The organism is Klebsiella sp. BIGb0149 (assembly GCF_004362605.1).
Classification (GTDB): Bacteria; Pseudomonadota; Gammaproteobacteria; order Enterobacterales; family Enterobacteriaceae; genus Klebsiella; species Klebsiella terrigena.
On the sequence record NZ_SNYG01000006.1, the window covers coordinates 58352 to 81726 of the forward strand.

Sequence of the window (23375 nt, forward strand, 5' to 3'; positions counted from 1 at the left end):
AATTTATTGCCCCTGTGGACTATCCGCAATAATACCTCCCGGCCAGTCATCCAGCGCCGCCAGAGTAAACGTATTGCCCTTAAAGCTAAACACGGTTAAATCCTGCTGAATCTGCTCAATCACCAGATTCGGCAGCGGCGATTGCCCCTCCTGCCAGCTTTGACCGTTGATAACAATCGTGCGCTTATCCTCACTCGAGGCGTAGATATGCGCGCTGTAGCGTAATGCCGGTAAATAATCCTCCTCCTGCAGGTTCTCCTCCTCGACGCTGGCCTGCGCCTTTTGCCTGTGCGGAGCGGATACCGGTGCGGAGGACGCCTGCTGCGGTGCTGGCTGGCTAAGCGGCACCAGCGCCGCGTGCGCCACCGGCACCAGCGGCTTTTGCGCGACCGGCGCATTTCGCCACTGCTCGCCGCCAAACCAGCCCAGCGCGATAAATAGCGCGGCGTAGAGCGGAACGGTAAGCCAGGGAACCTGCACCATTGTACCAACCATCACCGGCGATCCCGCGTCCCGGACGCTCACTGCGGGCATCGGGCACTCTTCATCATGGCGAATCATCACACCCTTTCTCCTGATAGCGAAAGAATCGCAGCCCGACGCCGAGCGCCGGGCTGCCTGACCCCGTTAGTGCAGGTCAGCTAAAGAGATGCTTTATTTGCTGCTTACCGGCAGGCCCGCCCCCTGCACGTCGCCCTGCGGTTTTTCCAGCACCGCGACGGACCAGACCGGCAGCGTAATCGCGCCATCGGCAGCGATCTCGACGCCGTTCGCCAGCGATCCCTCTCCCGCCGCCTGCTGAATGGCGCTCAGCTGCAGGTTTTCACCATTGAAATCATGGAGGGTCCGGCTCTCAGGCGCCGCGTTGATCGCCACGACCAGGCCATCCACCCGGCCATCGAGGCTTGCGCCCGCCTGGACGCCGTCATCGATGGTCATGATCAGCAGGCCAGCCAGCGAGTCGGCGCCGGTATTGCGGAAATCGACGCGCTTCATCACCGCGCTGCCGTCACCTAAGGTGAAGAGCGGGGATGATTTGCGCAGCTGGGTCAGCTCCTGGTAGAACGCGGTCATCTGCTGCAGCTCCGGCTCACCGGGCGTCGCCACCATCTCCTTAACGCGGGAAATCAGATCGTAATTGCTGCCGTCATCGCTGCTGCGCGGCATCCCGACGTTAAAGTTGTTGTCCTGCATGGCGTAATCGACGCGGTTAAACCAGTCACCGGAATCATAGGAGTCGCGGGTGAAGGATTTAGAACGCAGCAGCTCCGAACCCTGCTGATCGAAGGCGATCCCCTGGCCCAGCATCACCGTCGCCAGCGATACCGCCTGCATCCGCACGCGGGTGTTGAGGTCGGCCTCCTGCGCGGCTTTGTAGCTGATCATGTCCCACAGGGTCTGGTTATCGTGCTTCGACACGTAGTTAACAACCTCCGTCGGGTCAGCCGCATAGCCCCCCGGCGCGCCGTTGTAGTCGATCTCGCTGCCCTTTTTCACCGCGCCGTCTTTATCGATCATCACAAAGTCGGCAAGGTTGCCGGCCATGCCCAGACGCGTCAGATCGGCAAGGTGGCGCACCGTATCTTCGTTCTGGCTGGTGAGCTCGTTAGGCAATACGCCGGCGCCGCTGCCGATCCCCTGGTTCTGACGCAGCGCGTCGCCGGAGTCAAACGGACCGCCGCCGCGCACCGAGTCGCGCAGACGATCGGAGAAGGTCCCGATCCCGCTGCCTTTGAGATTGATCTGCGAAGCGATTTCAAAACGGTCGCTCTGCCCGGAGTCCCAGCCTTCACCGAAGAAGTAGATATCCGGATTTAAGCTCTTCATCCGCTCCCACGCCGAGAGGATCTGCGCTTTCGGGTGATAGCCCATCAGGTCGAAACGGAAGCCGTCAATTTTGTAATCGGTGGTCCATACCGCCAGCGAGTCGGCGATAAGCTTGGCGAACATCCGATGCTCCGGCGCGGAGTCCGAGCAGCAGGTCGCCGATTCCACGCTTCCGGTGGTTTCGTTCAGACGCTGATAGTACCAGGGGACGATTTTATCCAGCACCGAAGTCCGGTCAGTTGGTCCGGCGGCGTTGGTGTGGTTGTACACCACGTCCATGATCACGTTCATTCCCAGATCCTGCTTAATCGCCTGGATCATGGTCCGGAACTCTTTGATCCGCGCGGTACCTTCCGGGTTAGTGGCGTAAGAGCCTTCCGGCACCGTGTAGTGGAACGGATCGTAGCCCCAGTTGTAGGAATCGGTCTGCGCCACCAGGCTATTCAGCGCCTGAACCTGCGGGTTATCCTGGCTATCGCTTTGCTTCAGCTGATTAAGCACCTCTTCCACCGTCGAACCGCTGGCGCAGTAGGCGGCAAATTCGCTGCTCTTCACCGCGCTGTTGACTTCGCAGAGGTGGCTGAACGGCTGCTGGATGTCGGCAACTTTATCGCTGAACTCGTTGACCGTCGCCAGATCGAACACCGGCAGCAGCTCAACGTGGGTCACCCCGGAGGCGGAGAGCTTTTTCAGGTGCTGCACCATATTGCTGTCCTGAGCGGTGAGCGCCAGATACTTACCGCGCAGCTCGGCCGGAACGGTGCTGTCCCAGGCAGAAAGGTCGCGAATATGCGATTCATGAATGGTCATCTTCGCCAGATCGGCTTTGGTTTTCTGCGCATGAGGCATCGCCAGGCTATCCCAGCCGTCGGGCTTGAGCGCGCTATCGTTCAGATCGACAACCTGGCTGTACTCCGAATTGGTGGAGAGGCTATGGGCGTACGGGTCGGTCACTTCGTACTGTTCAACCTTGCGCGACTGCGGGTGGTAAACCGTCAGCGCATAGCGGTAGAAGGCCCCCTTCAGATCGCTTCCGCCCTGCCACGCCCAGGCGCCCGAGGCCGCGTCGCGGGTCATCGGATGGCTGGCAAGCACCTTTTTATCGGCGCTATACAGCACCAGATCGACCTGCTGCGCGGTCGGCGCCCACAGGCGGAAATTAACCCCGCCATCGCTCACCTGCGCCCCGTAGCTGAGGGCCTCCGCCGGCGGCGCGTAGACGTCGTCCAGCACGCCCGCCGTCTGCACCTGGGTGGCGGAGATCAGAATGCCGTCCTTCTCGGCGGCGATCGCCACCGTTTCGCCCTGCAGCAGCTCGTCAACCGGCGCATTATCCGGAAGCTTAAACGCGGCGTAGCTGGAGAGCTGCGGGAAGCGCATGCTCACCTGCTGGCTGACGGTGGTGGGAGTCAGGTTCAGATAGCGGTCGGTAAATTTGCCCTCGCTATCGGCGGCCACTTTGCTGCTGTGGCTGTAGTACAGGCGAACGATCGGTTTGCCCTCACCGCCCGGCCACAGCAGAGTGGTCTTATCGACCCAGTGGGCCTCGGCAAGCGCCACGCCAAACGCGGCGCGAAACGCATCCGCGCGGGTATCATACAGCGAGCTGCTGCCGGCGATAACCGAGACCGTGTGGTCGGTAAAGTCACCGAACGACACGCGCAGATCGCTATCGATCAGCTTGTTGGTGCCGTCTCTGACGATGACGTTAATACAGCCGCTCTCTTTATTGAGCGGAATCACCCAGTACGGGCCGTATTTATCGCTGCCGCTCGGCGTGGTGCTGACATCATTCCAGTCCGCCACCGGGGCGCTTAGCGCGTCGCAGGTTTCGTTATTCCACAGATAGAGATTCCGGGTGCTGTAATCGGCGGGTGTCGTGCCGGTTATGCCAGCAATATCAACCAGATGAATGACCGCCTGCTGAGAGGAAGCCGTGGCAGCTTCACCGGGAACCGCCACATCGGGTAAACGAACGACGACGTCCTGATTATCGGGCGTGTCGGGTGAGCCAGAGGAAGAAGATGAAGAACTATTATCGCAGCCGCTAAGTAAAACCAACGAGCCAAGGAATAGGGCATTACAGGTATATCTGAGCATTCGATAGTCCCTAATATGCTTAATAAATTATGAAAGGTAAGAAAAGATGTTTATCTGTAAAGCGCCGCAATTAGATATTTTTGTTTTCAGCGATTCAATCATCCATTAGCAATTAATGGGGGGGCGTAGGCGGCCGGGGGAGTAAAAATAAAAAGGGAATGACGACCCGGATAGCGAAACTCATTATGCTTTGCGGCGACTCACCGAGAATTTCGCAATAAAAGATTTAAATATAAAAAGCCACCCACCAATACAGGTAGGGGATCGCGACCGCCCCGGGGAAAACAGGATGAGAAAAAGAATTAAAATACCTTTTTCTGTGATGAGGTTAACACTAACAAATAAAACGATAATTAACAACGCGCCTCATATTGTGATGTTCGTCATGTTATTACCTATTGCTCAGCAGCTCGCCAAATTAAGCTGGCGAATTATATTCCCTGTAGACTCTGCGGCTATGACGATTAACGCCGCGGCGGTTTTACCTTCCCCGGCGGCTATTCGGCCTGACGAATTAGCGCCGTTTACGCTATTTGGCAATGCGGAAAAAGCGCCGCCGCCAGCGGGCGGTTCAGCCGACGGTAAAAGCCTGGCCGAGGCGCCACTCTCCGCCCTCAAGCTGCGGATCACCGGCCTGCTCGCCAGCAGCGATGCCGCACGTTCAATTGCCATCGTAGCGAAAGGGAATCAACAGGTTAGCCTGGGCGTTGGCGACAGCACTCCGGGTAACGAAGCCAAAATAGTCGCCATTCTTAACGATCGCCTGATCGTTAACTATCGCGGCAGGAACGAAGCGATACCGCTCTTTGACGACGCTGGCGCAGCGGTGAAATCCGCTCCGACGCCGCCGGCGAAAGAGTGGGTTAAGCAGGTACGCGAGCGGCCGCAAAATATTCTCAACTATCTCAATATTTCCCCGATTATGGTCAATGAGCAGCTCAGCGGATATCGACTTAATCCGGGAAAAGACCCCACTCTTTTCCGCCAGGCCGGATTACAGGAAAACGATCTGGCGGTCGCTCTGAACGGTCTCGATCTCCGCGATCGGCAGCAGGCTCAGCAAGCATTAAAACAGCTCCCCGAGCTTAGCGAAATAACGCTGACCGTCGAACGCGACGGCCAGCGGCAGGATATCTATTTAGCCTTGAGGGATGAATAATTGCGCAGCACCCTAATTTTCCGCCTGCTTTTTACGCTGCTGATGATATTCAGCGCGCTGTTATTCAAACCCGCCGCTGCGGAAGAATTCTCCGCCAGCTTCAAGGGTACGGATATTCAGGAATTTATTAATACCGTCAGCAAAAACCTCAATAAGACGGTCATTATCGACCCCAGCGTACGCGGCACAATTACCGTTCGCAGCTACGATATGCTCAATGAAGAACAATATTATCAGTTCTTCCTCAGCGTGCTGGACGTCTACGGCTTTGCGGTTATCAATATGAATAACGGCGTGCTGAAGGTGGTGCGCTCAAAAGATGCCAAAACCGCGGCGGTGCCGGTGGCCAGCGACGCCTCCCCGGGCGTGGGCGATGAGGTGGTGACCCGCGTGGTACCGCTAACCAACGTTGCCGCTCGCGACCTCGCGCCGCTGCTGCGACAGCTCAACGACAACGCCGGGGCCGGCAGCGTGGTGCACTACGAGCCGTCCAACGTGCTGCTGATGACCGGGCGCGCGGCGGTGATTAAGCGTCTGCTGACCATCGTCGAGCGGGTTGATAACGCCGGCGATCGCAGCGTGGTGACGGTCCCGCTCTCCTGGGCCTCCGCCGCCGACGTGGTCAAGCTGGTGAATGAGCTCAACAAAGACACCAGCAAATCGGCGCTCCCCGGTTCGATGGTGGCGAACGTGGTCGCCGACGAGCGGACCAATTCGGTGCTGGTGAGCGGTGAACCGAACTCCCGCCAGCGCATCATCACCATGATCCGCCAGCTCGACCGCCAGCAGGCGGTGCAGGGAAACACCAAGGTTATCTACCTCAAGTATGCCAAAGCCGCCGATCTGGTGGAGGTGCTAACCGGCATCAGCAGCAGCATGCAGAGCGAAAAGCAGAGCGCAAAGCCGGTGGCGGCGCTGGATAAAAACATCATCATCAAAGCCCACGGCCAGACCAACGCGCTGATCGTGACCGCCGCCCCGGACGTCATGAACGACCTCGAGCGGGTCATCGCCCAGCTGGATATTCGCCGTCCGCAGGTGCTGGTTGAAGCCATTATTGCCGAGGTTCAGGACGCCGACGGCCTCAATCTGGGCGTGCAGTGGGCCAATAAAAATGCCGGCATGACCCAGTTCAACAACAGCGGGCTGCCGATCTCAACGGCCATTGCCGGCGCCAACCAGTACAACAAAGACGGCACGGTCACCAGCTCGCTCGCCAGCGCCCTGAGCTCCTTTAACGGCATCGCCGCCGGGTTCTACCAGGGGAACTGGGCGATGCTGCTCACCGCCCTCTCCAGCAGCAGCAAAAACGATATTCTCGCCACCCCCAGCATCGTCACCCTCGACAACATGCAGGCGACCTTTAACGTCGGCCAGGAGGTGCCGGTGCTCAGCGGCTCGCAGACCACCTCCGGCGATAACATCTTCAATACCGTCGAACGCAAAACCGTCGGCATCAAGCTGAAGGTCAAGCCGCAGATTAACGAAGGGGACTCGGTGCTGCTGGAGATCGAGCAGGAGGTCTCCAGCGTCGCCGACTCCGCTTCCAGCACCAGCTCGGATTTAGGCGCCACCTTCAATACCCGCACGGTGAACAACGCGGTGCTGGTTGGCAGCGGCGAAACCGTCGTCGTGGGCGGGCTGCTGGACAAAAGCGTCACCGACTCCGCCGATAAGGTGCCGCTGCTCGGCGATATCCCGGTGATTGGCGCCCTGTTCCGCTCCACCAGCAAAAAGGTCTCCAAACGCAACCTGATGCTGTTTATCCGTCCGACCATCATTCGCGACCGCGACGGCTACCGGCAGGCCTCTTCGGGTCAGTACACCGCCTTTAACGACGCGCAAACCAAACAGCGCGGCAAAGACGGCACGGAAGCGTCGCTGAACGATGACCTGCTGCATATCTACCCCCAGCAGGATACCGCCGCGTTTCGCCGGATCGGCGCCGCCATCGACGCCTTCAACCTGGGAGGCCAGCCGTGACGCCGCTGGAGGAGAGCCGCCCGCTGCTGCCTTTCGTCTACGCCCGCGCCCACGGCATTATCCTGCTGAGCGACGGCGAGACCTGCGCCGTCCGCTGCCTCGCCGAGGCGCCTACGGCGGCGCTGCTTGAGGCGCGCCGGGTGGCGGGCAGGCCGATCGAGGTCCAGCGGCTGGCCGCCGACGAGTTCGAGAAGCTGCTGGTGCTCAGCTACCAGCGCGATTCGGCGGAAGCCCGGCGCATGATGGCCGACATCGGCAACGAGCTGGATTTATACACCCTCGCCGACGAGCTGCCCGACACCGACGATCTGCTGGATAGCGAGGACGATGCGCCGATTATCCGCCTGATCAACGCCATGCTGACGGAGGCTATCAAAGAGCAGGCCTCGGATATTCATATCGAAACCTACGAGCGCCACCTGCAGATCCGCTTTCGCGTCGATGGCGTACTGCGGGAGATCCTCCGCCCGCAGCGTCGGCTTGCGGCCCTGCTGATTTCGCGCATTAAGGTGATGGCCAACCTCGACATCGCGGAAAAGCGCATTCCGCAGGATGGCCGCATGGCGCTGCGCATCGGCGGGCGCGCCGTTGACGTGCGCGTCTCGACGCTGCCCTCCGGCCACGGCGAGCGCGTGGTGCTGCGCCTGCTGGATAAAAACAGCGTCAACCTCGACCTGCTGACCCTCGGGATGCCGCCCGCGCTCCTGCAGCAGGTCGATGAGCTGATGGCCCGCCCGCACGGCATCATTCTGGTCACCGGCCCTACCGGTTCGGGTAAAAGCACCACCCTGTACGCCGCCCTCAGCCGGCTGGACGCTCGCGAGCGCAATATTATGACCATCGAAGACCCCGTCGAATACGAGCTGGAAGGGATCGGCCAGACCCAGGTCAACCCCAGGGTGGAGATGACCTTTGCCCGCGGGCTGCGCGCCATTTTGCGCCAGGACCCTGACGTGGTGCTGGTGGGCGAGATCCGCGACGGCGAGACGGCGCAGATTGCCGTCCAGGCCTCCCTCACCGGCCACCTGGTGCTCTCCACGCTGCATACCAACAGCGCGCTGGGGGCAATTTCGCGCCTGCAGGATATGGGCGTGGAGCCTTTTCTGCTGTCAACCTCGCTGCTGGCGGTGCTGTCGCAGCGCCTGGTGCGCCGGCTCTGCCCACACTGCCGTCGTCCGGGGCAGGCGGATGAGGAAACGGCGATACGGATGGGCGTCCCGGCCGGTACGACCCTGTGGCACGCCGCAGGCTGCGCGGAGTGCGGCTTCACCGGCTATCGCGGGCGTACCGGGATCCACGAGCTGCTGCGGGTTGACGATCGGGTGCGGATGGCAATCCACCGCGGAGAAAACGAATTAACGCTGGGCCAGCGGCTGGGGGCGGACTATATCACCCTCCGCCGCGCCGGACTGGAGAAGGTGCTGAGTGGAATAACCAGCTGGGAAGAGGTGGTCAGGGTGACCGAGCAGCATGCGGCGCAGGGGGACCAGGATGGCCATTTTTAGCTACCGGGCGCTCGATGAGCGCGGCAGGACGCAGCGCGGCGTACAGCAGGCGGACTCCGCCCGCCACGCCCGCCAGCTGCTGCGGGAAAAGGGCTGGCTGCCCGTTGAGGTCGACGCCGCTGAAGGCCGCGCGCGCGGCGGCGGGCATTCGCTGCTGACGCGGCGCACCGGCGCCGGCGACCTCGCCCTCCTCACCCGCCAGCTGGCGACGCTGGTGGCGGCCGCGATCCCGCTGGAAAAAGCGCTGGACGCGGTGGCGCAGCAGTGTGAAAAAGCGCACCTGAAAACCCTGATGGCCGGCGTGCGCGGCAAGGTGCTGGAAGGTCATACCCTGGCGGAGGCCATGCGCGGCTATCCGGCCTGCTTCGACCGCCTGTACTGCGCGATGGTCGCCGCGGGCGAAACCTCCGGGCACCTTGCCGGCGTGCTTAACCGGCTGGCGGACTATACCGAACAGCGCCAGCAGCTTCGCGCCCGCCTGCTGCAGGCCATGATCTACCCCATCGTGCTGACGCTGGTCGCCATCAGCGTGATCGCTATTCTGCTCTCCACGGTGGTGCCGAAGGTCGTCGATCAGTTTATTCATCTCAAGCAGGCCCTGCCGTTTTCCACCCGCCTGCTGATGACCATGAGCGATATCGTCCGCAGCGCCGGCCCCTGGCTACTGCTGGCGCTGCTGGCGGGTGGGCTGCTGCTGCATTACGCCCTGCGCCAGCCCGCGCGGCGGCTCATCTGGCATAGACAGCTGCTGCGCCTGCCGCTGATTGGCCGGGTGGCCCGCAGCATCAACAGCGCCCGCTACGCCCGCACCCTCAGCATTCTGAACGCCAGCGCCGTCCCGCTGCTGCCGTCGATGCGCATCAGCGCGGAGGTGTTAAGCAACACCTGGGCGCGCCGCCAGCTGGAAACCGCCGCCGAGTCGGTGCGCGAAGGGATCAGCCTGCACCGCGCCCTCGAAGCCACCGCCCTCTTCCCGCCGATGATGCGCTACATGGTTGCCAGCGGCGAACAGAGCGGCGAGCTCAACGGCATGCTCGAGCGCGCCGCCGATAACCAGGACCGCGAGCTGAGCGCGCAAATTCAGATGGCGCTCAGCCTGTTTGAGCCGCTGCTGGTGGTGGCGATGGCCGGGATGGTGCTGTTTATCGTGCTGGCCATTCTGCAGCCGATCCTGCAGCTCAACACTCTTATGAGTATGTGATTGTAATAATGGAGAAAAAAATGCAACGACAGCGTGGATTCACCTTACTGGAGATTATGGTGGTGATTGTCATTCTCGGCATTCTTGCCAGCCTGGTGGTCCCTAACCTGATGGGCAATAAAGAAAAAGCGGACCGGCAAAAGGTGGTCAGCGATCTGGTGGCGCTGGAGGGCGCGCTGGATATGTACAAGCTGGATAACAGCCGCTACCCCAACACCGAGCAGGGGCTCGCGGCGCTGGTCAGCCGTCCTGCCGCCGAGCCGCAGGCGCGTAACTATCCGGAAGGTGGCTATATCCGCCGCCTGCCGCAGGACCCGTGGGGCAACGACTATCAGCTGCTCAGCCCCGGCCAGCACGGCCAGGTCGACGTGTTTAGCGTTGGGCCGGACGGCATGCCGGATACCAACGACGATCTCGGCAACTGGAATATCGGGAAAAAATAGTGCACCAGCGCGGCTTCACGTTACTGGAGATGATGCTCATTTTGCTGCTGATGGGCGTTAGCGCGGGCATGGTGATGCTGGCGTTTCCGCCATCGCGCGAGAACGACCCGGCGCAGATCCTCGAGCGCTTCCAGGCACAGCTGAGCTTTGTCCGCGACCGCGGGCTGCAGACCGGCCAGTTCTACGGTATCTCGATTCACCCCGACCGCTGGCAGTTTATGCGGCTGCTGACCCCAGACGAGAGCGGCCAGGCTGGCGAAGCGGACGGCGGCGAGGAGGGCTCCCGCTGGCAGCCGCTGCAGATCGCGCGCGTCGCCACCTCGGGCAGCGCCGCCCTGGAACCGCTGGCGCTGAGCTTTCCCGATGGCGCCGCCTGGACGCCGGGCGAGCTGCCCGACGTTCTGCTGTTCCCCGGCGGGGAAGTGACCCCCTTTCAGCTGCATATCGGCCGCGATCTGGCGCTGGAGGTTGACGCCCGCGGCGGCGTGCAGCCCGCGCAGCGGGAGGAGAGCCCATGAAATCGCAGTCCGGAATGACGCTTATCGAAGTCATGGTCGCGCTGGTGGTCTTCGCCCTCGCCGGGCTGTCCGTGATGCAGGCCACGCTGCAGCAGACGAACCATCTCGGGCGCATGGAGGAGAAAACCCTCGCCGGGTGGCTTGCCGACAATCAGCTGATCCAGCTGAAGCTGGAAAACCGCTGGCCGGCGCTGAGCCCCTCGGAAACGACGGTCCAGGCGGCAGGCGGCAGCTGGCATATCCGCTGGCAGGGCGTCGAAACCGAGCTCCCGCAGCTGCGGGCGCTGGACGTCGAGGTCCGCCATGATAAAAGCGACAAGGCCCCGGTCTCCTCGCTGCGCACCTGGGTGACCCGGCCATGAACCACGGCACCATGCGCGGCTTTACTCTCGTTGAAATGCTGCTGGCGCTGGCGATCCTCGCCGCGCTGAGCGTGGCGGCGGTCAGCGTGCTGCAAAACGTCATTCGCGCGGATACGCTCACCAAAGAAAAAGCGCAGCAGATCCAGGCGCTGCAGCAGACCTTTAGCCAGATGGCCGCCGACTTCAACCAGATAGTCCCCCGCCGCGGCCGCGACGATGCCGCCATCTTCTCCGCCGGGCGCTTCCAGCTGGGCAGCGACGACTGGGCGGTAGCCTTTAGCCGCAGCGGCTGGCCAAACCCGATGGGCATGCTGCCGCGCTCAGAGATCCAGAGCGTCAGCTACCGCCTGCGCCAGCAGCGGCTGGAGCGCCTGAGCTATGACCAGCAGGACCCGCTCACCGGCAGCCGGCCGACGACCTGGGTCCTGCAGCGCGACGTCGAGGCGTTCCGCCTGCGCTTTTACGCCAACGGCGGCTGGCAGGATCGCTGGGAGTCCGCGCAAAAGCTGCCGCAGGCGCTTGAAGTCACCTTAACGCTGAAGGGCTACGGCGACGTCACGCGCCTGTTTTTAGTTGCCCCCGGAGAGCAGCCATGAACGGCCGCCAGCGCGGCGTCGCGCTGCTGATGGTGCTGCTGATCCTCGCCCTGATGATGGTGCTGGCGAGCGCCATTACCGAAAGAACGGCGCGGATGTACCAGCACACGGCCACCACCCTCGATAACCTGCAGGCCAGGTGGTACGCGCTGGGCGCGGAGACGATGGTCGCCGCCCTGCTGCAGCGCGACGCGCTTGATTCGCCGAACCAGACCCATCTGGCGCAAAACTGGGCCCAGCAGGGACGCCGCTTCACCGTCGATGGCGGCGAGATTTACGCCACGATTACCGACGATCTGGCCTGCTTCAATCTGAATGCCGTCAACCGCACCGCCGCCGATGAAAGCGAAGCGATCCCCGCCGCGGCGCGCGCCTTTACCCGCCTGCTGGAAAAACTCGGCGCGGAGCCGCTGCGCGCCCTGCAGCTCACCGCCGCCCTGCGCGACTGGATCGATGCGGATAGCCAGCCGCTGCTCAACGGCGCGGAAGACGAGGTCTATATGGCGCAGTCGCCGGGCTACCTGACCGGCAACCAGAATATCCAGGACCTCAGCGAGCTGCGCCTGCTCGCCGGGATGGACGCGGCGCTGTACCAGCGCCTGCTGCCCTACGTCTGCGCCCACCCGAACGACGCCCTGCAGATCAATATCAACACCCTGAAGCCGGCGCAGGCTGCCCTGCTGGCGGCGCTGTTCCCCGCAGATCTGAGCATTCAGCAGGCGCGCCAGCTGCTGAGCGCCCGTCCGGCAAGCGGCTGGAACAGCGTCGCCGCGTTTTTAGCCCAGCAGGCGCTGCAGGACGCTGACACCACCGCCGTGCGTCCCTGGCTGACGGTCCACAGTGAACGCTTCGTCGCCTCGTTCACCGTGGTCATGGGCAGCGCGCGCTATCAGCAGCGCAGCCTCCTGCAGCGCGAAGGGCGCAGCTTCCGCGTTATCCAGCGACGTTATGGACTTTACAGAGTGGCCGATGAATAACGATAAAACGCCGCCGCGCGCGGCGCTCATTTTGCGCCTCGGCGCCCCTGACCGGCCGATCGCCTGGCGCCTGCTCTCGCCCGGACAGCCGGAGAGCGCCGGCGAATGGTCCGCCGGTGACGATGACCCGACGCTGCGCGAGCTGGCGGCGCGCTATCCCGCCTGGGTATTGGTTCCGGCCAGCGACTGCGCTTTTCACAGCGTGACGCTGCCCGCCGGCCTGCGCCAGCGCCCGCAGCAGATCCTGCCCTTCCTGCTCGAAGAGCAGCTGGCAACCGACGTCGAGGAGGTTCATTTTGCGCTGCTCCGGCGGCAGAAAAATCTCTGCCACGTCGCCGCCCTGCAGCGGCAAAAAATGCGCGAGTGGCTCGCCCGCTGCGACGAGCTGGGGCTCGAGATCCTCGCCCTGACGCCGGATGCGCTGGCTCTCCCCTTCACTCCGGGCCGCTGGAGCGCGCTGCAGGTCGGCGAACAGTGGCTGATTCGCCATCAGGCCTGGGGCGGGATGGCGGCGGAAGCCGGCTGGCTGGCCGAGCTGCTCTCCCCCGGCGAGGAGCAGCCGCCGATCGACAGCTACTCTCCGCCCCCGCCGATCCCGGCGCCGTGGCGCGCGCTGGCGGCGCAGGATTTACTCCAGCTGGCGGCGGCGGATCCGGCGGCGCAGCGCATCTGCCTACGTCAGGGAGAGTTTGCGCCGAAGCGCCGCTGGCAGCCCGCCGGGCTGCGCTGGCGTCCGGCGATGGCCGCTGCCGCCGCGCTGGTGCTGCTGTGGGGCACTAACGCCGTGCTCGATCATCTGGCGCTCGGCCAGCGGGCGGCCGCGGCTCAGCAGGCCAGCCGGGCGTTTTATCATCAGTGGTTTAAAACGGAGACCCGGGTGATTAACCCGCGGCTGCAGATGCAGCAGCATCTGCGCCAGCTTGAGCAGACGGCGGCGCATCCGCCGTCGGTCGTCACCATCAGCCTGGTGCAAAAGATCGTCGCCGAGACCCCGGGGATCCGCCTGCGGGCCCTGGCCTATGACGGCGCGCGCAACGCCCTGCAGCTCGACGTGTCGGCGGTATCGCCCCGGGCGCTGGAGCAGTTCAGGCTGCGGGCGCAGCCCCATTTTCGCGTACGAACCGGCGAAATGAAGCCGCGAGCGGACGGCATTGAGGGGCGTCTCTCCCTGGAGGAAAACGATGCATAGCCTGCGTATTTTATGGCAGCAGCGCTCGCAGCGGGAGCAGCGCCTGCTGATGGCGATGGCCCTCGCGCTGTTTGTCGGTATCGCGTACTACGCCTTCTGGCAGCCGTGGCTCGACCGCGAGCAGCAGTGGCGGCAAACCCTCGCCAAAGAGCAGGCCAGCCTGCGCTGGATGCAGCAGCAGGCTCCGCTCCTGCAGCAGCTAAGCCGCCAGCGGCCGGGCCCTGCGGCCACCGCCGAAGAGCCCTCGGCGGTCATCATGCGCGAGGCGGCCCGCCAGGCGCTGGCGATCGTCCGGCTGCAGCCGCAGGGGATGCGGGTGAGCGTCACCCTCGAGGCCTGTACCTTTCAGGCCCTGATGTCATGGCTCGACGCCCTGGGCCGGCAGGGCATTCACGCCGCCTCCCTGGCCGTCACCGCGCATCCCCAGCGTCCCGGCTGGGTGACGGTGAATACGCTGATCCTCGAGCGTCGGCATGAGAAGTAAATCCGCCGTCGGACTGCTGCTCGGCGCCTGGCTGCTGTGGATGCTGCTCACCGCCCCCGCCAGGCTGCTGACCGCCGCGCTGCCGACCGGGATCGGCGTCGGCGAGCTTGCCGGCACCGTCTGGCAGGGCGAGGCCAGAGATATTGTCTGGCGCGGAGCCGGCCTCGCCCACCTGCGCTGGCGGCTGGCTTTCTCCGGCGCGCTTCCGGGCTGGCATATTTCGTTCAGCGATCCCAGCGGGCTGCGCGGCCAGGTCTGGCTGCAGGGGCTGAGCGCGCTGACCCTGCGCGATGGCCGCCTTATCGTCCCGGCCGGCGTGGCCGGTCGCGGGCTGGCGCAGGCCGGATCGGTTGACGCCGAGGGCCTGATTACGCTGGAGATCGCCGAGGCGCGCTTCGGCCACGACGGCTGCCGGCAGATATCCGAGGGCCGCGCGCGCTGGCAGGATGCGGCGCTGAGCTCCCCCGCCGGCTCCCTGACGCTGGCCAGCGTCAGCGGCAAATTCAGCTGCACGCCCGCGGGCGCGCTGGCGCTGAACATTAGCCAGGACTCGCATCAGCTGAGCCTGAGCGGACAGGGCACCCTCGCGCCTGACGGCGGCTACGCGTTTCGCGGAACGCTACAGAGCCGGCAGTCAACGCCGACGCTGCTCGCGGCGCTTATCGCCCAGAGCGGCCGCAAGGATGAACATGGACGCACGCCCTGGCAGCTGCAGGGAAAATGGTCACCACCGGAGAAACCATGACGCTATTTGCCGCATTTTCACTGCAGTTCCCCCTGATATGGGGCGGTTTTTTGTTTATTTTCGGTCTGTGCTTCGGCAGCTTTTTTAACGTCGTTATCTACCGGCTGCCGCTGATGTTAATGGCCGAGGAGGGCCAGGAGCGGCTTAGCCTGAGCTTTCCGCCGTCGTTCTGCCCGCAGTGCCGCCAGCCCGTCGCCTGGCGGGATAACGTCCCGCTGTTCAGCTTCCTGCTGCTGAAGGGGCGCTCCCGCTGCTGCGCGCGGCCGATTTCACGCCGCTATCCGCTGACCGAGCTCTTCTGCGGGCTGCTGTTTGTGCTCGCCGGGTACCTGCTGACTCCGGGTTTCGCGCTGCTGGGCGGGCTGGGGCTGCTCTCCACCCTGCTGGTGCTGGCGCTCATCGACGCCAGGACGCAGCTGCTCCCCGATTGCCTGACGCTGCCGCTGCTGTGGGCCGGGCTGCTGTTTAATCTCAACGCCACCTTCGTACCGCTGACGGAGGCGGTTATCGGCGCGATGGCAGGCTACCTGTCGCTCTGGGCGGTGTACTGGGTATTTCGGCTGCTGACCGGCAGGGAGGCGCTGGGGTACGGTGATTTTAAGCTGCTGGCGGCGCTCGGCGCATGGTCCGGCTGGCAGGCGCTGCCCAATACGCTGCTGCTGGCCTCGGCCAGCGGGCTTATCTGCACCCTGGTGCTGCGGCGGCTGACCCACCAGCCGCTGGATCGGCCGCTGGCCTTCGGTCCCTGGCTGGCGCTGGCCGGCGGCGGCCTGTTCCTGTGGGCCCAGGCGGCATAGCCCGGGCTCAGTTCGACCCCGGCGGCGCATACTTTTTGGTGCGCCGGGTCGCCGCGGCGTTTGCCGGATCGTCCGGCCAGACGTGTTTGGGGTAGCGTCCCTTCATCTCTTTTTGCACTTCCCGATAGGCTCCCTGCCAGAAGGCGCTGAGATCGCGGGTGATCTGCAGCGGGCGCTGGGCGGGCGACAGCAGCTCCAGCACCAGCGCCATCCGGCCCTGGGCAATGGTCGGGGTCGTCGCTTCGCCAAACATCTCCTGCATACGCACCGCCAGCGCCGGCGGGTTTTCCTCATGGTAGCGAATGGCGATCCGGCTGCCGGTCGGCACGACGTAGTGGGTTGGCAGCTCGCTATCGAGCTTCTGGCGCAGCGGCCACGGCAGCCAGTTCTGCAGCGCCTGGCGAATATCCAGCGCCCGGAGCGCGCGCAGCGAGTGCACGCCGCTCATTTGCGGCAGCAGCCACGCCTCCAGCGTTGCCAGCAGCGAGGCCTCATCCACCGCCGGCCACGCCTCCTCCGGCAGCCACTGCGCCGCGCAGTGCAGCCGCAGACGGAGCTGCTCCGCCTCCGCCGTCCAGTTCAGCACGCTGAGGCCCTTATCGCGAATGCCGTTGAGCATCGCCCGGTGCAGCTCCTCTTCCGACGGCTTTGCCAGCGGCTGAGTTTTGATCACCAGCTGGCCGATACAGGTGCGGCGCCAGGCCTTCAGCGTTCCCTGGGCCTCATCCCACTCCACGGTATCGGAGCGCTGCGCCAGATCCGGCAACTGCTCCAGCAGCGCGGTAATATCCAGCGGTTGCGCAAGTAAAATGCGCGCATCCGGCGACGAGCTTCCCTGCAGCAGCAGAGGCGCAATCAGCCACTCATGGCGTCCGAGCGCGTCATCGGCGTTAAGCATCGCCCCCATGCCGTTTGCCAGCTGATAGCGCCCCTCCTGGCCGCGTCGGCGGGCAATCCGGTCGGCAAAGGCCGGGGCCAGCAGCGCCGCCGCGCGCTGCGCGTCCGGATAGCCCGCCCGGCTGCCGAGGCGCTTCAGCAGCTGCTGCGCCCGCTGCTGCCAGCCAGGCTGCTGGCGGGCAAACGCCGAGCCAAGATCGCTATTGCCGCCGCGCGGCGGTTCTTCGAGGATCGCCGCCAGCTTAGCCGCCGTTGCCGCCGCATCGGGAGAGTCCGCCGCGGTCAGCATGGCCGCAAGGCGCGGATCGTTGCCCAGCGCGGCCATTTTACGCCCGCGCGCCGACAGCCTGCCGCCCTCCAGCGCAGAGAGCGCCGTCAGCAGACGCCGGGCCGCTGCCAGATTGATCTCCGGCGGCAGATCCAGCCAGCGGAGTTCGGCGGGATCGTGACATCCCCACTGCAGCAGCTCCAGCAGCAGCGACGACAGATCGCTTTGCAGGATCTCGGGGTCGCTCTGCGCCGCCGCGCGTTCCGCCTGCTCTTTGGCGATCAGGTGCAGGCAAATTCCGGGCTCCAGTCGCCCGGCGCGGCCGGCGCGCTGGGTCATGGAGGCCTGGCTGATGCGCTGGGTTATCAGGCGGGTTAAGCCGGTGCGGGCGTCAAAGCGGGCAACCCGCTCCTGGGCGCTATCCACCACCAGTCGAATCCCCTCAATGGTCAGGCTGGTTTCGGCAATATTGGTCGCCAGCACCACCTTACGCGTCCCCTTCGCCGCCGGCAGAATCGCCTTTCGCTGCTCGCTCAGCGGCAGCGCCCCGTACAGAGGACAGATAGCCACATCGTCAGCCACCCGCCCGGCCAGCTGCTCCTGCACCCGCTGAATTTCGCCGACGCCGGAGAGAAACAGCAGCATCGACCCGCTCTCCTGGCGCAGCAGCTCGGCGGCGGCTATCGCCACCGCCTCATCAAAGCGCTGGTGCGCGGCGAGCGCCTGATAGCGCTTCTCCACCGGGAAGGCCCGGCCGGCGGAGGTAATCACCGGCGCCTGCGGCAACATCCGCTGCAGGCGATCGTTATCCAGCGTCGCCGACATAATCAGCAGCTTGAGATCGTCGCGCAGGCCCTGCTGCACGTCGAGCAGCAGGGCGAGGGCCAGATCCGCCTGCAGGCTGCGCTCGTGGAATTCATCAAGGATCACCAGACCCACGCCCGTCAGCTCGGGATCGTGCTGGAGCGTGCGCGTCAGGATCCCCTCGGTGACCACTTCGATTCGGGTATTCGGCCCGACGCAGGTGTCCGCACGCATCCGGTAGCCCACGGTATCGCCCGGCTTCTCGCCCAGCAGTTCGGCCAGCCGCTGCGCCACGTTGCGCGCCGCCAGCCGGCGCGGTTCCAGCAGAATAATGCGCCCGTCGATCTGGCCCGCCGCGAGGATTTGCAGCGGCAGCCAGGTCGATTTACCGGCACCAGTTGGCGCATTGAGCAGCACCTGCGGCGCCTGCTGCAGAGCGGAGAGAAGTTCGGGGAGGACGGCGGCAACCGGCAATGAGGACACGAAAGGCTCCAGGGCTTAACATTCAAGGGCAGGCATTGTAGCATCACGCCTGACTTGTCGTCTTTCGCGTTGCAGATACGCTGCAGGTTGAAATTCATCGCACTGAAATGATTACCGGGTATTTATCATGTCCGAGCCGAAAAGGCTGTTTTTCGCCCTTGAACTGCCTGAAGAGGTGCAGCAGCGGATCGTCGACTGGCGCGCCCTGAGCTTCCCGGATGACGCCGGCAGGCCGGTAGCAAAAGCCAATCTGCACCTGACGCTGGCCTTTCTTGGCGAGGTCAGCGCGGATAAGCAGCGCGCGCTGGCGGCACAGGCGGGACGCATTCGCCAGCCCGGCTTTACGCTGACCCTCGACGATGCCGGACAGTGGCTGCGTTCGCGGGTGGTGTGGCTCGGTACGCGCCAGCCGCCGCGCGGCGTGCTGCAGCTGGCCGGAATGCTGCGCGCGCAGGCGGCCCGCAGCGGCTGCTATCAAAGCCCGCAGCCGTTCCATCCGCATATCACCCTGCTGCGCGACGCCCGCAGCGCGGTCCCCATCCCGCCGCCAGGCTTCAGCTGGACGTTTGCGGTGCGCGAATTTGTACTTTATGAATCCAGCTTTGCCCGCGGACGTACCCGCTATACCGCGCTGGAACGTTACCCCTTCAACGAGGAGAGCTGATGCTGTTCACCCCACCGCTACGGTCCGCCGTTCTGATTAAACGTTACAAACGATTTCTGGCCGACGTGGTGACCCCCGACGGACGCGAGCTGACCCTGCACTGCCCGAACACCGGGGCGATGACCGGCTGCGCGACCCCCGGCGATACCGTCTGGTATTCCACCTCCGATAACGTGAAGCGCAAGTATGCCCATACCTGGGAATTAACCGAAACCCAGCAGGGCGCGACGATTTGCGTGAATACTTTACGCGCCAATACGCTGGCAAAAGAGGCGATACTGGCGGGTAATATTAGCGAGCTTTCTGGCTATAACACGCTGAAAAGTGAAGTTAAATATGGCGGAGAGAACAGCCGCATCGATATTATGTTACAGGCAGAAGAACGACAAAACTGCTATATTGAAGTGAAATCGGTTACGTTAGCGGAGAAAGAGAGCGGTTATTTCCCCGATGCGGTCACCGAGCGCGGCCAGAAGCACCTGCGGGAGCTGATGGGCGTGGCGGCAGCCGGCGATCGGGCGGTGATTTTGTTCGCCGTGCTGCATTCGGCGATCGACCGTTTCTCTCCCGCTCACCACATTGATGCCAGATACGCACAGCTATTGATTGAAGCGCAAACCAAGGGGGTTGAAATTCTCGCATATAAAGCGGAACTTTCTACCGAGATGATGACTCTGAATAAGCCGATTACCGTGGTGTTAACTCCCGGTAAACAAACGGCTAAATAGTGTCCGGGTCGCGAGCGCAAATACGCTTTTCTTCACAGGGTTGTCAAGTGTAACGTTTAGATAATTGCTATCCGGAAAAGCATCTGCTATTTATAGCGGCCTGATTTTTCCCCCACCATGGGGATCGATAGTGCGTGTTAAGGAGAAGCAACATGCAAGAAGGGCAAAACCGTAAAACATCGTCCCTGAGTATTCTCGCCATCGCTGGGGTGGAGCCGTACCAAGAGAAGCCGGGCGAAGAGTATATGAACGAAGCCCAGCTAGCGCACTTCAAGCGTATTCTTGAAGCATGGCGTAATCAACTCAGGGATGAAGTGGATCGCACCGTAACACACATGCAGGATGAAGCTGCTAACTTCCCGGACCCGGTAGACCGTGCCGCTCAGGAAGAGGAGTTCAGCCTGGAGCTGCGTAACCGCGATCGCGAACGTAAACTCATCAAAAAGATCGAGAAAACACTGAAGAAAGTCGAAGACGAAGATTTCGGCTTTTGTGAATCCTGTGGCGTTGAGATCGGCATTCGCCGTCTGGAAGCGCGTCCGACCGCAGATCTGTGCATCGATTGCAAAACTCTGGCGGAAATTCGCGAAAAACAGATGGCTGGCTAATCCACTTCGCTATCGTATCTCCGGCGGGAGTTTCTCCCGCCTACATGCTCTATAGACCATGAATGACTCACGCTATACAGGCCGCTTTGCCCCCTCACCCTCCGGCGAACTCCATTTCGGCTCCCTGATTGCCGCACTCGGCAGCTATCTCCAGGCGCGGGCAAAAAACGGCATCTGGCACGTACGCATTGAGGATATCGACCCGCCGCGGGAAGTTCCCGGCGCCGCCGATACCATTCTGCGCCAGCTCGAGCGTTACGGGCTGCACTGGGATGGCGAAGTGCTGTGGCAGTCGCAGCGCCACGAAGCCTACCGGGAGCACCTTGCCTGGCTGTATGAGCAGGGGCTGTGCTATTACTGCACCTGCACCCGCGCGCGTATTCACGCCGTCGGCGGCATCTATGACGGTCACTGCCGCGACCTGCGGCTGCCGGCAGAGGACGCCGCGCTGCGCATACGCCAGACGCGACCGGTGCTTGAGTTTTATGACCAGCTGCGCGGAACCCTGGTTGCCGACGAGCCTTTGGCGCGCGAAGATTTTATTATCCACCGCCGCGACGGCCTGTTCGCCTATAATCTTGCGGTGGTGGTGGACGATCGTTTCCAGGGCGTGAGTGAGATAGTCCGCGGCGCCGATCTTATTGAGCCTACGGTGCGGCAGATTTCGCTCTATCAGCACTTTGGCTGGCAGGCGCCGGATTACCTGCATCTGCCGCTGGCGCTGAACGCCGAGGGGAATAAACTCTCCAAACAAAATCATGCCCCGGCGCTGCCGGAAGGCGATCCGCGCCCGGAAATTATACGGGCGCTAATGTTTCTTAATCAGGACGTTGAGCAGGAATGGCGAGCCTTGAGTACCGATGATTTACTCAGGCAGGCGGTAGCGAACTGGAAACCCGAAAAAATCCAGCATTCTCAAATGGCTCCCGCTGAGCTATGATTAGCCGCAATTTTTACTCGTCGCCTTACATGTTGCCGCTGCGATAGCCGCATTTGTCCGCCCAGGTTACATAGCTTTCTATGCCACCGTGAGCCCACAAGCCTGTCGCCGTGCTGCAATCTGAAGCCCATAGAGTAGCTTTTTGGTCCTGAAGTCAGTCTGACACTACGAGGTGCAACATTTTTACCCGAGTCGCTAATTTTTGCCGTAAGGTGCTAAGCCGTGAGGAGCGCGAGGCAGAAGCCGCCGTCGAACAAACGCATATGACGGTTATCCCGCGCGAACAGCATGCAATTTCCCGCAAAGATATCAGTGATAATGCCCTCAAGGTGCTCTATCGACTGAACAAGGCGGGCTACGAAGCCTATCTCGTCGGCGGTGGCGTACGCGACCTCCTGCTTGGCAAGAAGCCGAAAGATTTCGACGTCACCACCAGCGCGACCCCGGATCAGGTACGTAAACTGTTCCGCAACTGCCGCCTGGTCGGCCGCCGTTTCCGCCTGGCTCACGTCATGTTCGGGCCGGAGATTATCGAAGTCGCCACCTTCCGTGGTCACCACGAAGGGCATACCACCGATCGCGTCACCTCGCAGCTCGGCCAGAACGGCATGCTGCTGCGCGACAACATCTTCGGCTCCATCGAAGAAGATGCCCAGCGCCGCGACTTCACCATTAACAGCCTTTACTACAGCGTTGCCGACTTTACCGTCCGCGATTACGTTGGCGGCATGAAGGATATGCAGGATGGCGTTATCCGCCTGATTGGCGATCCGGAAACCCGCTACCGCGAAGATCCGGTACGCATGCTGCGCGCGGTGCGCTTTGCCGCCAAGCTCAATATGAGCATCAGCGCGGAAAGCGCCGAGCCGATCCCACGCCTGGCGGCACTGCTGCACGACGTGCCTCCGGCGCGTCTGTTTGAAGAAGTGCTCAAGCTGCTGCAGGCGGGCTACGGTTTTGATACCTATATGCTGCTGCGCGAATACAATCTGTTCCAGCCGCTGTTCCCGACCATCACCCGCTACTTTACCGAGCACGGCGATAGCCCGATGGAGCACATCATCACCCAGGTACTGAAGAACACCGATAACCGCATCCATAACGATATGCGCGTTAACCCGGCGTTCCTGTTTGCGGTGATGTTCTGGTATCCGCTGCTGGAAATGGCGCAGAAAATTACCCAGGAGAGCGGTCTGGCGTACAACGACGCCTTCCTGCTGGCGATGAACGACGTGCTGGACGAAGCCTGCCGTACGCTGGCGATTCCGAAGCGCATCACCACCCTGGTTCGCGATATCTGGCAGCTGCAGCTGCGGATGTCCCGCCGCCAGGGCAAACGCGCGTGGAAGCTGATGGAGCATCCAAAATTCCGCGCCGCGTACGATCTGCTTGAGCTGCGCGCCGGCGCCGAAAAGAACGGCGAGCTGCTGCGCCTGACCAAATGGTGGGGCGAGTTCCAGGTTGCACCACCGCCGGATCAAAAAGATATGCTTAACGAGCTCGATGAAGAGCCGGCGCCGCGCCGCCGTCATCGTCGTCCGCGTAAACGCGCCCCGCGCCCGGGCGGCGCATGACGCTCGCCTTTATCGCCCTCGGCAGCAATCTGGCCGCTCCTCTGGAGCAGGTTAATGCTGCCGTTGCCGCGCTGGCGGAGCTCCCCAACAGCCGGATCGTCGCCGTCTCCTCTTTCTACCGCACGCCGCCGCTGGGGCCGCAGGATCAGCCTGACTACCTTAACGCCGCCGTCGCGCTGGAGACCGGGCTTACCGCAGAAGAGTTGCTGGATAATACCCAGCGCATCGAGCTGCAGCAGGGCCGCGAACGCAAGGCCGAACGCTGGGGTCCGCGCACGCTCGATCTCGATATCATGCTGTTTGGCGAGCAGGTTATCGACAGCGAGCGCCTGACGGTGCCGCATTACGATATGAAAAACCGCGGCTTTATGCTGTGGCCGCTGTTTGAGATTGCCCCCGAGCTCCATTTTCCTGACGGAGTCGCGTTACGCAGCGTACTGACCCAGCTCGCTGCCGATAAACCCGTTCTCTGGTAGTCCCCGCTGCCTTTAACAATTACGGCGATCGTGGTTATCGGTTGCCT

General features: G+C 62.9%; 22 protein-coding genes. 19 read left to right on the forward strand and 3 right to left on the reverse strand.

Going from position 1 to position 23375, the window contains the following annotated elements:
- Nucleotides 1–3: 3 nt before the first annotated feature.
- Both gspB and pulA read right to left on the reverse strand, forming a co-directional pair.
- Complete coding sequence (gene gspB / locus EDF75_RS19725) at nucleotides 4–564, reverse strand: type II secretion system assembly factor GspB (protein WP_463671441.1); 561 nt, start codon at nucleotides 562–564, stop codon at nucleotides 4–6.
- Nucleotides 565–654: 90 nt separating this feature from the next.
- Entirely contained in the window at nucleotides 655–3927 is a 3273-nt protein-coding gene (gene pulA / locus EDF75_RS19730) for a pullulanase-type alpha-1,6-glucosidase (RefSeq protein WP_133600615.1), read from the reverse strand.
- A 307-nt stretch (nucleotides 3928–4234) separates the two neighbouring features.
- Between pulA and gspC the strand changes: the two genes are divergently transcribed.
- The 13 genes from gspC to EDF75_RS19795 are packed head-to-tail and all read left to right on the forward strand — an operon-like array spanning nucleotide 4235 to nucleotide 15886.
- Nucleotides 4235–5086 carry a type II secretion system protein GspC gene (gene gspC, locus EDF75_RS19735; RefSeq protein ID WP_133600799.1) on the forward strand — a complete coding sequence of 284 codons (852 nt, stop codon included), beginning with the start codon at nucleotides 4235–4237 and terminating at the stop codon, nucleotides 5084–5086.
- 42 nt (nucleotides 5087–5128) lie between these two features.
- Entirely contained in the window at nucleotides 5129–7069 is a 1941-nt protein-coding gene (pulD, locus tag EDF75_RS19740; protein WP_133600800.1) for a GspD family T2SS secretin variant PulD, read from the forward strand.
- Entirely contained in the window at nucleotides 7066–8574 is a 1509-nt protein-coding gene (gene gspE / locus EDF75_RS19745) for a type II secretion system ATPase GspE (protein WP_133600616.1), read from the forward strand. The genes pulD and gspE overlap by 4 nt, the downstream gene beginning before the upstream one ends.
- Nucleotides 8561–9775, forward strand: coding sequence for a type II secretion system inner membrane protein GspF (gspF, locus tag EDF75_RS19750; RefSeq protein WP_133600617.1), 1215 nt, complete (start codon nucleotides 8561–8563; stop codon nucleotides 9773–9775). The genes gspE and gspF overlap by 14 nt, the downstream gene beginning before the upstream one ends.
- A gap of 20 nt (nucleotides 9776–9795) precedes the next feature.
- Complete coding sequence (gene gspG / locus EDF75_RS19755; protein ID WP_041144105.1) at nucleotides 9796–10218, forward strand: type II secretion system major pseudopilin GspG; 423 nt, start codon at nucleotides 9796–9798, stop codon at nucleotides 10216–10218.
- The gene (gene gspH, locus EDF75_RS19760; RefSeq protein ID WP_133600618.1) at nucleotides 10218–10736 is read left to right on the forward strand and encodes a type II secretion system minor pseudopilin GspH; all 519 of its coding nucleotides are present in this window, start codon (nucleotides 10218–10220) and stop codon (nucleotides 10734–10736) included. The genes gspG and gspH overlap by 1 nt, the downstream gene beginning before the upstream one ends.
- Entirely contained in the window at nucleotides 10733–11098 is a 366-nt protein-coding gene (gene gspI / locus EDF75_RS19765; RefSeq protein ID WP_041144103.1) for a type II secretion system minor pseudopilin GspI, read from the forward strand. Before gspH ends, gspI begins: the two co-directional genes overlap by 4 nt.
- An 11-nt stretch (nucleotides 11099–11109) precedes the next feature.
- Nucleotides 11110–11694: a type II secretion system minor pseudopilin GspJ gene (gene gspJ / locus EDF75_RS19770; RefSeq protein WP_133600801.1), complete on the forward strand. Its 585-nt coding sequence runs from the start codon at nucleotides 11110–11112 to the stop codon at nucleotides 11692–11694.
- Nucleotides 11691–12671: a type II secretion system minor pseudopilin GspK gene (gspK, locus tag EDF75_RS19775; RefSeq protein WP_133600619.1), complete on the forward strand. Its 981-nt coding sequence runs from the start codon at nucleotides 11691–11693 to the stop codon at nucleotides 12669–12671. Before gspJ ends, gspK begins: the two co-directional genes overlap by 4 nt.
- Nucleotides 12664–13860, forward strand: a complete 1197-nt coding sequence (gene gspL / locus EDF75_RS19780; protein WP_133600620.1) for a type II secretion system protein GspL — start codon at nucleotides 12664–12666, stop codon at nucleotides 13858–13860. The genes gspK and gspL overlap by 8 nt, the downstream gene beginning before the upstream one ends.
- Nucleotides 13853–14344 carry a type II secretion system protein GspM gene (gspM, locus tag EDF75_RS19785; protein WP_133600621.1) on the forward strand — a complete coding sequence of 164 codons (492 nt, stop codon included), beginning with the start codon at nucleotides 13853–13855 and terminating at the stop codon, nucleotides 14342–14344. Before gspL ends, gspM begins: the two co-directional genes overlap by 8 nt.
- Nucleotides 14334–15089, forward strand: coding sequence for a type II secretion system protein N (locus EDF75_RS19790; protein ID WP_133600622.1), 756 nt, complete (start codon nucleotides 14334–14336; stop codon nucleotides 15087–15089). The genes gspM and EDF75_RS19790 overlap by 11 nt, the downstream gene beginning before the upstream one ends.
- Complete coding sequence (locus EDF75_RS19795) at nucleotides 15086–15886, forward strand: prepilin peptidase (protein ID WP_133600623.1); 801 nt, start codon at nucleotides 15086–15088, stop codon at nucleotides 15884–15886. Before EDF75_RS19790 ends, EDF75_RS19795 begins: the two co-directional genes overlap by 4 nt.
- A 7-nt stretch (nucleotides 15887–15893) precedes the next feature.
- Here EDF75_RS19795 and hrpB read toward each other — a convergent pair whose 3' ends face one another.
- On the reverse strand, nucleotides 15894–18338 hold the full coding sequence (gene hrpB, locus EDF75_RS19800; RefSeq protein ID WP_133600624.1) for an ATP-dependent helicase HrpB: 2445 nt from the start codon (nucleotides 18336–18338) through the stop codon (nucleotides 15894–15896).
- 127 nt (nucleotides 18339–18465) lie between these two features.
- On the opposite strand from hrpB, the gene thpR reads away from it, so the two are divergent.
- The 6 genes from thpR to folK all read left to right on the forward strand — a co-directional run bounded on the left by thpR (nucleotide 18466) and on the right by folK (nucleotide 23328).
- The gene (thpR, locus tag EDF75_RS19805; protein WP_045859802.1) at nucleotides 18466–19002 is read left to right on the forward strand and encodes an RNA 2',3'-cyclic phosphodiesterase; all 537 of its coding nucleotides are present in this window, start codon (nucleotides 18466–18468) and stop codon (nucleotides 19000–19002) included.
- A complete protein-coding gene (gene sfsA, locus EDF75_RS19810; RefSeq protein ID WP_133600625.1) occupies nucleotides 19002–19730 on the forward strand; it encodes a DNA/RNA nuclease SfsA in 729 nt (242 codons plus the stop codon). The genes thpR and sfsA overlap by 1 nt, the downstream gene beginning before the upstream one ends.
- Before the next feature lie 152 nt (nucleotides 19731–19882).
- Nucleotides 19883–20338, forward strand: coding sequence for an RNA polymerase-binding protein DksA (gene dksA / locus EDF75_RS19815; RefSeq protein WP_007373199.1), 456 nt, complete (start codon nucleotides 19883–19885; stop codon nucleotides 20336–20338).
- 58 nt (nucleotides 20339–20396) lie between these two features.
- A complete protein-coding gene (gene gluQRS / locus EDF75_RS19820; RefSeq protein WP_133600626.1) occupies nucleotides 20397–21278 on the forward strand; it encodes a tRNA glutamyl-Q(34) synthetase GluQRS in 882 nt (293 codons plus the stop codon).
- 179 nt (nucleotides 21279–21457) lie between these two features.
- Entirely contained in the window at nucleotides 21458–22852 is a 1395-nt protein-coding gene (pcnB, locus tag EDF75_RS19825) for a polynucleotide adenylyltransferase PcnB (RefSeq protein WP_133600627.1), read from the forward strand.
- Nucleotides 22849–23328 (forward strand): 2-amino-4-hydroxy-6-hydroxymethyldihydropteridine diphosphokinase, encoded by a 480-nt coding sequence (gene folK, locus EDF75_RS19830; protein ID WP_133600628.1) that lies wholly within the window; start codon nucleotides 22849–22851, stop codon nucleotides 23326–23328. The genes pcnB and folK overlap by 4 nt, the downstream gene beginning before the upstream one ends.
- Nucleotides 23329–23375: the final 47 nt, after the last annotated feature.

Bases quoted from the DNA above. Each gene is read 5' to 3' on its own strand.
- gspG (WP_041144105.1), top strand. From the start codon at position 9,796: ATGCAACGACAGCGTGGATTCACCTTACTGGAGATTATGGTGGTGATT.
- gspL (WP_133600620.1), top strand. From the start codon at position 12,664: ATGAATAACGATAAAACGCCGCCGCGCGCGGCGCTCATTTTGCGCCTC.
- gspJ (WP_133600801.1), top strand. From the start codon at position 11,110: ATGCGCGGCTTTACTCTCGTTGAAATGCTGCTGGCGCTGGCGATCCTC.
- thpR (WP_045859802.1), top strand. From the start codon at position 18,466: ATGTCCGAGCCGAAAAGGCTGTTTTTCGCCCTTGAACTGCCTGAAGAG.
- gspM (WP_133600621.1), top strand. From the start codon at position 13,853: ATGCATAGCCTGCGTATTTTATGGCAGCAGCGCTCGCAGCGGGAGCAG.
- gspF (WP_133600617.1), top strand. From the start codon at position 8,561: ATGGCCATTTTTAGCTACCGGGCGCTCGATGAGCGCGGCAGGACGCAG.
- pulD (WP_133600800.1), top strand. From the start codon at position 5,129: ATGATATTCAGCGCGCTGTTATTCAAACCCGCCGCTGCGGAAGAATTC.
- sfsA (WP_133600625.1), top strand. From the start codon at position 19,002: ATGCTGTTCACCCCACCGCTACGGTCCGCCGTTCTGATTAAACGTTAC.
- gluQRS (WP_133600626.1), top strand. From the start codon at position 20,397: ATGAATGACTCACGCTATACAGGCCGCTTTGCCCCCTCACCCTCCGGC.
- dksA (WP_007373199.1), top strand. From the start codon at position 19,883: ATGCAAGAAGGGCAAAACCGTAAAACATCGTCCCTGAGTATTCTCGCC.
- gspK (WP_133600619.1), top strand. From the start codon at position 11,691: ATGAACGGCCGCCAGCGCGGCGTCGCGCTGCTGATGGTGCTGCTGATC.
- folK (WP_133600628.1), top strand. From the start codon at position 22,849: ATGACGCTCGCCTTTATCGCCCTCGGCAGCAATCTGGCCGCTCCTCTG.
- EDF75_RS19795 (WP_133600623.1), top strand. From the start codon at position 15,086: ATGACGCTATTTGCCGCATTTTCACTGCAGTTCCCCCTGATATGGGGC.
- EDF75_RS19790 (WP_133600622.1), top strand. From the start codon at position 14,334: ATGAGAAGTAAATCCGCCGTCGGACTGCTGCTCGGCGCCTGGCTGCTG.
- gspI (WP_041144103.1), top strand. From the start codon at position 10,733: ATGAAATCGCAGTCCGGAATGACGCTTATCGAAGTCATGGTCGCGCTG.
- pulA (WP_133600615.1), bottom strand. From the start codon at position 3,927: ATGCTCAGATATACCTGTAATGCCCTATTCCTTGGCTCGTTGGTTTTA.